Genomic DNA, 10113 nt, shown 5'->3' on the forward strand with positions numbered 1-10113 from the left:
TTGACAGCATGAGCGAACAAGCTAGCGAGCTAATCAAGCAAGGGATTTTGCAATATCAGGCGCACCAATTTGAGGCGGCGCTGGATTCTTGGCAGGAAGCCCTGACGCTGTATCGCTCAATGGACGATAAGCGCCGATCGGGTGCAGCGTTGGGTAATATGGGCGTGGCTTACGAGGCGCTCTTGAATTACGATCGCGCGATCGACTGTTATCAGCAGCATTTGGTGTTAGCGCGGGAAATTGGCGATCGCCGGGGCGAGGCAAATGCTTTGGGAAATCTGGGCAATGCTTGCTGTGCCCTTGAAGATTTTTCTGGTGCTATTGATTACCAGCAGCAGCGTTTGGCGATCGCGCGAGAGACTGGCGACTTTCGCGGAGAGTTGGAAGCTTTGGGCAATTTGGCCCTGGCTTGCGATGCTAATGGAAATTTGCCCGATGCGATCGAGTGTTATCAGCAGCAATTGTCGATGGCGCGCGCCCACCAGGACGATCGCGTTGAGCGCAGTGCTCTCAAGAGTTTGAAGCTGGCTTACAAATATTTAGCCGATTACGAGAAAGCCGACGAGTACCGACAGCAGCAATTGGCGATCGTGCGGGAACTGTTTTTAACCGACAAACATCATGATTTTGTCCAACTTGCAGAAACAGTTGGTTTGAATCCCGTCGAAGATTTTGCCGGAGCTGATTTAAGGAATTTTGACTTGAACTACGCTGATTTGAACGGTGCAGATTTACGCGAAACCAACCTCCAAGGTGCAGATTTGACCTTGGCAGATCTCAGCGGTGCTTTGCTGAGTTCTGCTATTTTAATTGATGCTACTTTGTGCAATGCTAATTTGCGGGATGCTGAACTCAGCAGCGCCAATTTGAGCGGTGCAGATTTGCGAACCAAGCTGCCGAGGGCAAATTTAACCGGTGCAAATTTAACCGGAGCTAATTTGAGCAGTGCTTATTTACCGAATGCAATTTTAGTTAATGCGAATTTGACAAACACTGATTTCAAAAATGCTGACTTGAGCGGTGTTGATTTGAGCGGTGCAAATTTAAACGGTGCAGATTTAAGCCGCGCTGATTTAAAAAATGTGGTAGTGGAGAATGCGAGGTTTGTTGGTTGTTTGGGGATTTCCGAAGGGGTCAAAGTTGAGTTGACGACGCGGGGCGGGATTTTCGAGTAAAATGGGAATGTTGGTAATTGTAGAGGGGCATAAAAGCTATGACTGCCGTAACTGCAAAACGATTCTCGATCGCCGAATATCACCGTTTGGCAGAACTGGGATTTTTTGAATTCGATAACCGATTTGAATTGATTCGCGGAGAAATTATCAAAAAAGCTAAAAAAACTACGTTTCACTCGGCTTGTAACTCTCTATTGCTGGGAGAGTTGTGCCTGATTATGGCAAGAAGTGCCTGCGTGCGCGGTCAGGAACCGATAATTTTGCCTCCTGATAGTGAACCAGAACCTGATGTAGTGATTGCACGCAATCGCTTTGATGATTATGTATCATCTCACCCTCTAATTGCTGATATTTTGTTGGTGATTGAAGTTTCTGATTCTACTTTGGATTACGATGGAAGAACCAAGTTATCTCTCTACGCTGAATCTGGGATTGCTGATTATTGGATATTTAATTTAGTAGATATTCAATTGGAAATGCACAGCGAACCTTATCAGAAACAAAGAGGTGGTTTCGATTATCGAGTAAAACGAGTGGTTTTGCCAAATGAGGTTGTGGTAATTCCAGGTTTCCCAGAGTTGTCTCTCGATTTGTCTGCGGTATTTCCGGCGCAGATGGGTGAGTGAAGCTGAGGAGTGCGTAGGCGCAAGCCGGGGCGCAGCCATCGACAAACTCTTCGGACAATTACTGTTATGAGCTACCGCACTCTATTCATTGCCAATTCTTGAATCGAAAATCATATTATAGAATAACAAAAGCTATGACTTTCGCTACAGCAAAACGATTCTCGATCGCCGAATATGACCGTTTGGCAGAACTGGGATTTTTTGAATCCGACGCTCGATTTGAATTGATTCGCGGAGAAATTATCAAAATGGCTGCTAAAGGTAGGCTTCACTCTGTTTGTAACTCGCGGGTGTTTGGGAAATTGTACTCCCTGCTAGAAGAACGAGCGATCGTGCGCGGTCAGGAACCGATTATCTTGTCTGATAATAGCGCACCTGAGCCTGATGTTGTGATTGCCCGCTATCTTTCTCGTGATTATGTATCTTCTCACCCTCTAGCTGCTGATATTTTGTTGGTGATTGAAGTTTCTGATTCTACTTTGAAATACGATCGGATAACCAAGTTATCTCTCTACGCTGAATCGGGAATTTCTGATTATTGGATATTTAATTTGGTAGATATTCAACTGGAAATGCACAGCGAACCTTATCAAAAACAAAGAGGTGGTTTCGATTATAGACTCAAACGAGTAGCTTTGCCGAATGAGGTTGTGGTAATTCCAGGTTTCCCAGAGTTGTCTCTCGATTTGTCTGCGGTATTTCCGGCGCAGATGGGTGAGTAGAAAAGATTGTAAAAGTCCTGTTAATCAAATTTCAGGACGGGCTAGAAGCCCATCCCACAATTTTTTTTCTTGTGGGATGGGCTTCTAGCCCGTCCGAATTATTTTTGTAATTCAGGTCTAGTAAAGATGCTACTGCGATCGCCCGAATTGATGGTATAATCCAAAAGTGCGATGGCTAAGCCCCGGCTTGTGCCTACGAACTACTCAGCAAAATACCACTATGCCCGCTGAAAATCTCACCTCGCCAGGCCAAAATATCCAGTTATCGGGTATCAGTTGGCAAACCTACGAAACCTTGCTCGCCGAATACATTGACCGGCCGCTGCGGCTGAAATACAATGGTGGCAATCTAGAGATTCTGGAACCTTCACCAGAACACCAATTTTACAAAACAATAATCGGCAGATTTGTGGAAACCCTGGCTGAAGAATTCGGACTGAACATTGCAGCCGTCGGTTCCACAACTTTTAAGCGTCCAGAACTCAGCAGTGCAGAACCAAATGAATGTTTTTACATCCAGAATGTATCTGCAATTAAAGGAATAAAAAGAATTGACACGAAGGAAAGTCCGCCACCTGATTTAGTAGTGGAACTCGATCTCACGAGTTACTCGGAAAATAGCTTGCAAGTTTATGCTGATGTCGGCGTGCCGGAAGTTTGGATTTATAACGGCGAACGCCTGATTATCAATAGATTAGAAAATAGAGCATACGTTTCGTGCGATCGCAGTTTAGCATTTCCCACTGTACCTATTTTAGAAATTGTCGGGTTTTTGCAACAGGCGGAAACAATGGATTATTTAGAATTAGTTCAAGCATTTCGGAATTGGGTAAAAAACCAAATACTACCAACCAATTAAGCTAAGGTGCATTATAGGTGTCAATCGATTTTAGATTTTAGATTTTAGATTTTAGATTGACCCCACGGATAAATTTGGGGGAAGAGAGGATTTTAGATTTTCGATTTGGGATTGATTCAACCAACGATAAATTATCAAAATCATCAGAGATAAAATTTTGCTTAAGAGTTTTGCTCAAGAGTGATAAAATAAAATAAAGCACTCGTCAAAATCTCCATCACAGTCTGGCAGAGCCAGCACTTCTACCGATATGCGATCGCTAGAGTCTCACAACAAATACCCAGATTGCTTGTGGATGCAACTAGAAGCAATTCCAGTGCCATCAGTTGCAGCCCAAACCCAGCAGCTTGACATTCACTTGAGCCTCAATTTTAACGAGCATTGGGAACCGCTGCTGGGCGGCCGCGTTAAATTTGGTCTGCAAGGCGGAACGCTCAAACTAAATCTGGAAAACTGCGAAATTCCGGTAGCATCGCGTCAGTTAGTCGGTGATTTTGAGCTGTCGCCCATCGACAGCAGTACAGAGGTTTTGTCAACCGAAAGTCAGCGGAAAGTCCGAGACAACGAGAAGACGGAAAAAATCCAGGAAACTGACTGCACGTTTTGTCATGTTTCCACAATCGGCGACGATACAAAACCCGCTTGGATTTTTTCATTAAAACGGGGCAAACCAGTATTAAAAGGTTTGCTAAAAAGTGTTAAACTGGGAGAATTTCCCGCCAAACCATTGCGGATTGCAGCGGCTTTTGAAGTTGCGAAAGAAGATATTTATCTCACAGATGCGGAGGGTTTGTGGCCGCACGATATTACGCCAAATCAACATTCGGTTTTAGAAAGAATCCTGACTGTATATTTAGCAAATAAGCTCCAACCGGCTCTCAGTTGGGCGCTATTGTCTTACAATTTGCCTGCGGTGGAACAGCCTGAGGTGGAAATTATCGCGCCAGCCGAAGCCGAGTTGCAGGAAATGGTCGATCGCATTATAGCTGCTGAAACCGATGATTTTGTAGAACTGGCAACAATCGCCAATCTCAATCCCGCACTGGATTTCGCGGGCGGTAGCTTGCGCGGGACAAGTTTAAGTGCAGTGGATTTTAGTAGTGCAAATCTCCCGGCGGCAAATTTCCGGGGTGCAAACTTAAACGATGCCGATTTCAGCGACGCCAACCTGCAAAACGCCAAATTTGGCGGTGCAGATTTGAGTGGCGCTTTCCTCGGAAATGCAGATTTGAGCGGTGCAGATTTGTACCGCGCCAGTCTGGCTTTAGCAAACCTCAGCGGTGCCGATTTTAGTCGCGCAAATCTGCTCGAAGTTAACCTAACAAATGCTAATTTCAGCGGTGCGAATGTCAAGTCAGCGAGATTTGGGAATAACTCGGGACTTGCGGAAGATGTCAAGCTAAATTTACAGCAGCGGGGAGCAATTTTTGAGGATGTTTAGCCCGTAAATGCCAGATCCCGTTCATCCATCCGCATCCATCGTGGCACGGGCCCAAAAGCCTGTGCGATAGATCGGTTCAAAAAATATCGCTCGCGTTTCTTAAACTTTTTGTGGCTTTGGCTAATAAATTTACAATTCTGCTGTAGAGCTATTGAGCGATCGCCTGACTCGATTCAATCTTTGCAGGCGAAGCTGTTCTGCCAGTAGCGTATTAATTTCTCCTAATTCTAAATTGACTTCTTGAACCTCCATACGAGTTCGGCGGAGGTTAGCTAGCAAACGTTTAGATGTTTCTGGATCGGGGATGCGCGGTTGTTTATTCATGGCAAGTTGTATTCCATCTTAACTTCTTCAATACTACGCTCCAGTGCCGGAATCCTTGCTTGGGTTCGTGCTATAGCTCGTTCTAGTAATTGTAGCATATCACCAGAGGCAACAGGTTGAGCTTGGGCAATTTGAAGCTGGATAGTAGATAGTTGAGAGTAGGAAGATTCAGCATCATCGGCTGCACTTTTCATTTCATCTAGTGCCGCAATCGTTGCCTCGGTCTCTCCAAATAGTTCAAAAATGGTTAATTCCAAGGCAGAAGCTTCATTAACAATATCTAAAGCCTGCTGTTTTAATTGATTTATAATTTCAGTAGTTCTTGATGGTAAATTAGCCATATTTACACCCCTAAAATTAAGTTATTGCCATAAAAATTTAACATACCATAGTGTAATCGATCAACATCCGAAGCAGTTCACAATCATACCGAAATCCCTTTCATCCATCAGCGTCCATCGTGGCACGAACCCAAAAGCCCGTGTTCCCGAATCGGTTCAAAAAAGAGCGTGAAGCGAAGCTATCTTCCCGCAAGGGTTCGGTGAAGGGTAGGGAATCGCCCTCAAAAAGAGCGATGGCTACGCCCGGGCCCCGGCCTACGCACTTCACCAAAACAAATTATCCCTCATCCTCCGATTTCACAGGAGCACGCCCAGAAATCACAATAAATCCTACCGACTCAAGAGTTAGGTGCGGGTGGCGAATTCCCGCTAAAACCGCTTGACTCAACAAACTTTCGGTACTAATTTCATCAGCCAAAACTGATTCTAAAAGCTGTTCCGATTTAGAAAGTCGATTCAAACGTAATTGCAATTGATTCACCCGATTTTTGAGTTGAATTGCAGCACTGGTAGCAGAATTATTGCACATTTCGACAAAAGCCTCGCGCCCGCGCAGCAATTCCTCCGATACCACCCGCCCCTTCTGACAAAAATCATCCCAATCCAGGGAATCTACAAAATTGTCAATCAGCGACGTGCGATTTTTAGACAAATTGTAATCCCGATTCGGGCCGCCTTTCCCTTTATAACCCCGCTGCAAAATTGCCAAAACTTCCGCATCTTCTACCAGAGACATTTGTTCGCTGCGAGCATCTACATACACAGTTTCAAAAATTGGCAAAAACAGAGCATCAGCGCGCCGTTGCAAAGCTTTTAAATTGTAATTTTCGATGTTTTGTGCTTGCAAAACTTGAGCAGCAGGCTGCACATCAGTTTGAATTGAATAATTAAACTGAAAGCCGAACCATTCCTTCCCCTCCGCAGCATCCCAACTTTCATCGTGACGCCACATCGCAAAAGCTTGACCCCGATCGTCCCAGCGAACATAGGCGCCCAGTGCATCAATTAATCCCTCGCCAGTTCGATAAAGAACGACATCGGTATTTTGATGAGCAATACGCCGATTGTAACTACCGTATTGCTGACAATAGGGAACTAATTGAGTTGTCAAATCCTTGGAGGGAATTAAGGTTTTTTGAGTAGGTTGATAGCGCACCAAACCAGAGATACTGGGATGTTCGACTTGTTTGAAATGGAGGGCTTGACACAACCAACCTTCCGCCGCCCGCTGCATTTCTTTATGGCGTGCGTCGCAGTTGTCGAGGGATTCAAAATACTGAGATGCGCTGTCATCAAGAATATCAATTTCATCGAGGGCGTATTGTTCATCGATTTTGATTTTCTCTTGTTCGATTTCAGTTTTAATCGATTCAAGTTCGCTTGATAGGCCTTTTGCTCCTTCAGTAAACAACTTTTCTTCAAGTGTAATCAGTTTGGTTTCGGCATAAAACTGAAGGCTGGCGATCGATTTGTTGAAGATATCAAACCCGTTTTTTAAGACTTGAAACCAAGCTTCGTGGGGGCTATCGGGCATATCCGGGCCTGCAAACAAACAAAATTGCACTCCCATTTTGCTACCAATGCGATCGACTCTGCTGAGTCTTTGTTCTAGCTGGTTGGGAAACCACGGTAAATCGAAGTGGACTAACCAATCTATAAATTGTAGGTTGACGCCTGTTTCTGCCGATCGATCGCACACCAAGACAAAACAATGCGGTTCAGTCTTAAACCGATGGAGATTCGCCTCCACATCATCCGCTGATTTGGTCATGTCATGACTGGCGATCGCCTTTTTACCAAAGATTTTAGCTAAATTTTCCGCAATCTCTTGACAAGTCGTCGTAAAACTGGTGAAGATCGCAATTTTCGGGAAACGTTCGCCCGGAATCGGCCGTTTAATTTGCTGTTGAATTCTGGAGAGCAAATCGCGAGGATTGCTGTGATATTCGCGCGGAACCTTCAATGCAACTGCGAGAAATCGCAAAATAGCGATTCGTAACAAACCCAGTCGATCGAACCCTTCCTCGACCTTTGACACAGTGTTGAGCAAGGTTTCCAGCAGTTCCCTTTCTTCGGAAAACAGCGCAGTTTTCGTCAAAATTGCGGTGTCGCTTTGTCCGAATTCGCGATCGAGCTCTGGACTAGATTTTTTCTGCAAGCGAGCTTTGATAACCCGTTCCAAAACATTCAACCAAGTACCGGAAGCGCGGAAAAACAGCAGAAAAATTCTCTGATATTCGCTAGATTTGGGAGCAGCAGCGCGCCATTTATCGAGTACAGTTTGAATTTCAGACCACTGTTCGTCATTGAGATCGTACTCGGCTTTAGGTACTGTATCGCGATCGAAAATCACATCTTCCACCGCATCCCGGCGGTTGCGGAGAATGCGGCGGTGCAGGCGGTAGGTATCTCTAACGTGGGTGCGAATAGTTCGGATCAGGCGAGATTTTTCTTCGGTTTCTTTGGTTTTTAGGCTTTTTTCTAATTCCTTTGCCAATGCGATTAAATAATCATCTTTAGCAAAAAGAGTGCGAAGTTGAGCAAGTTTTGTTTGCAAAACAGCAGGCTGTGTTGTCTCTCGGAAATCGAGTAAAGTTCGACCAATTTCTTGACGGTTCTGCACCTGTGCTTTGAAACTTTGTAAATCTTCAACACGGTAGGTTGTGGGGTCTAGCAAGTGCAGCATCGTGAGAAAATCTTGCTCGCGGCCGATGACTGGCGTTGCAGATAATAACAATAAATTTTTGCTTTTATGAGCTAGTTTCTGGCAGAGTTCAAAGGATTGTTGTTGATTGCGATCGCTCGAATTAGCCATGGCTGCGAGTTCTTGCGCTTCATCAACAATCAAAAAATCTAGGTTAGCATTGCGGCTAATTTGATTGATTTCGCTCAAAGAAACAAGCTGCACTCGATCGGCAAAATGAGACAAATAGAATTTATTTTCTAACTCTTGCCGCCACTGTTCGAGCAGGTATTTGGGAACGATTACCACAGCGCGCCCGTTAGCATCGTCTAGCAAGAATTGGCGGAGAATTGTTCCCGCTTCTACTGTTTTCCCCAGTCCAGCTTCATCTGCCAACAAATAGCGCACGATTGGGTCTTCTAGGACGCGCCGCACGACTTCAACTTGGTGCGGGTACAGGTCTATGTTAGCAGAAATTAAGCCCGTCATGCCGCGACTGACGGCGCGCTGTTCGATCGCAGATTGGACAAAAGCCAAACGGCGATCGTGAAAATAGGGAGTTTCTTGGCCTTTAACTGCTAAAATGTCGATCGGATCGGCGATCGGGATATTGCAGCGAACGTAAAGCTCGGCTTCGACAGCTTGCAAACTTTGGCTGTCGGGGAGGTCAATTTCGTACTCTAGTTTATCTTCATCCCAGTCATAAACTCGGCCAATTATCCACCTTTCCTGACTTGTACTCCAGAGGTAGCAGCGGGTTTGACGCTGAAGTCGGGCTTCTTGTAGCAAACTGAGGGGTACAGTTTTGCGGATGCGGTTTTTTACTGAGCAAAAATATTCAACTATGGCATCGGGGTGGGATACCTCGACAACTTTTCCGATTCCCATATCGTTTTTGGGCGATCGAACTAATGAACCAACATCAATCATAATTTTAGCCTGACAATATCTGTTAGAATACACTAACGCCTGAGGGAATAGAATAACATTACATATGAGATTTATTGCATAAATTTTTGATGGATAGGTAAACCGCAGATATCCGGCAGATTAACACAGATAAACGCAGATAATTTTAAGAATTGATAACAAATGAAAGCAATCTTATCTGTTGATTGAATATAATTACGATCGCCCAAAAATAACGGTGGGATTCCCCGATTCCCATTTGGGGTATTTCTGCATCACACTGGCGTAAATTTCCGAGTCGGTGAAGGCTGTCAACCAAGCTTGTAGGGGAATCCAAGGCTGTTCCTCGAACCAAATTTTATCGGTATGGGCGAATTGACGGACAAAAGGTGCGATCGCCATATCAGCCAATGCTACATTATTACCAAACAAATATTTATTCTTGATTAATTTAGCATTGAGTTTCCCCAGATATAAAGCACATTCATCGCGATGTGCTTGAGCATCAACACCAGCATAACGCTCAGGGTATTTATAACGGTCAAGATGATATTTAAACCCATAATCAAATTGAGAGATAAGTTCCAGCATTTCTGCAACAGAACCTTCCTTTGGCCTCAACCATTTTTCAGGATCGTGTTGTTCCAACGCCCACAACATGATATCAATACTTTGATCGAGTACGCGCCCGCCAACATCAATCAATATCGGTACTGTACCTTTCGGAGATACATCTAACATTTCTTGTGGTTTGTCTCGCAAAACAACTTCCCGCAACTCACACGCGCGATCGCTAATCATCAGCGCTAAACGTGCGCGCATAGCATAGGGACAACGGCGGAATGAATATAAAATTGGATATATTGGTGACATATAGTCATTGGGCATTGGGCATTTCTTGGTACGTAGTTGCGATGCAAGCGCTCTTGGGGCCCAAGCCCAACAACATACCTTTCTTGGTACGTAGTTGCGCTTCAGCGCTCTTGGGGCTCAAGCCCAACAACATACCTTTCTTGGTACGTAGTTGCGCTTC

9 protein-coding genes are annotated in these 10113 nt (G+C 44.8%); 5 read left to right on the forward strand and 4 right to left on the reverse strand.

The genetic code is table 11. The features are described from left to right. Positions 1-8 precede the first annotated feature (8 nt). The 5 genes from JGK14_RS09430 (at position 9) to JGK14_RS09450 (ending at position 4823) form a co-directional block, all read left to right on the forward strand. The gene (locus JGK14_RS09430) at positions 9-1175 is read left to right on the forward strand and encodes a pentapeptide repeat-containing protein (protein ID WP_293179886.1); all 1167 of its coding nucleotides are present in this window, start codon (positions 9-11) and stop codon (positions 1173-1175) included. A gap of 38 nt (positions 1176-1213) precedes the next feature. After that, positions 1214-1801, forward strand: coding sequence for a Uma2 family endonuclease (locus JGK14_RS09435; RefSeq protein WP_325314994.1), 588 nt, complete (start codon positions 1214-1216; stop codon positions 1799-1801). 134 nt (positions 1802-1935) lie between these two features. Then, entirely contained in the window at positions 1936-2523 is a 588-nt protein-coding gene (locus JGK14_RS09440) for a Uma2 family endonuclease (protein WP_293219402.1), read from the forward strand. Positions 2524-2743: 220 nt separating this feature from the next. Next, positions 2744-3382: a Uma2 family endonuclease gene (locus tag JGK14_RS09445; RefSeq protein WP_325314995.1), complete on the forward strand. Its 639-nt coding sequence runs from the start codon at positions 2744-2746 to the stop codon at positions 3380-3382. A gap of 250 nt (positions 3383-3632) precedes the next feature. Continuing rightward, positions 3633-4823, forward strand: a complete 1191-nt coding sequence (locus tag JGK14_RS09450) for a pentapeptide repeat-containing protein (RefSeq protein ID WP_325314996.1) — start codon at positions 3633-3635, stop codon at positions 4821-4823. Between the two features lie 129 nt (positions 4824-4952). On the opposite strand, the gene JGK14_RS09455 is transcribed toward JGK14_RS09450, so the two are convergent. The 4 genes from JGK14_RS09455 to JGK14_RS09470 form a co-directional block, all read right to left on the reverse strand. Then, positions 4953-5147 carry a hypothetical protein gene (locus JGK14_RS09455; protein ID WP_293179877.1) on the reverse strand — a complete coding sequence of 65 codons (195 nt, stop codon included), beginning with the start codon at positions 5145-5147 and terminating at the stop codon, positions 4953-4955. Beyond that, a complete protein-coding gene (locus JGK14_RS09460; protein ID WP_293190921.1) occupies positions 5144-5488 on the reverse strand; it encodes a hypothetical protein in 345 nt (114 codons plus the stop codon). The genes JGK14_RS09455 and JGK14_RS09460 overlap by 4 nt, the downstream gene beginning before the upstream one ends. 277 nt (positions 5489-5765) lie before the next feature. After that, positions 5766-9101 carry a protein DpdE gene (dpdE, locus tag JGK14_RS09465; RefSeq protein ID WP_293326465.1) on the reverse strand — a complete coding sequence of 1112 codons (3336 nt, stop codon included), beginning with the start codon at positions 9099-9101 and terminating at the stop codon, positions 5766-5768. 195 nt (positions 9102-9296) lie between these two features. Beyond that, positions 9297-9968, reverse strand: a complete 672-nt coding sequence (locus JGK14_RS09470; protein WP_293225575.1) for a glutathione S-transferase — start codon at positions 9966-9968, stop codon at positions 9297-9299. Positions 9969-10113 lie beyond the last annotated feature (145 nt).

Origin of the sequence: Microcoleus sp. PH2017_28_MFU_U_A (assembly GCF_020738035.1) — a bacterium.
Classification (GTDB): Bacteria; Cyanobacteriota; Cyanobacteriia; order Cyanobacteriales; family Microcoleaceae; genus Microcoleus.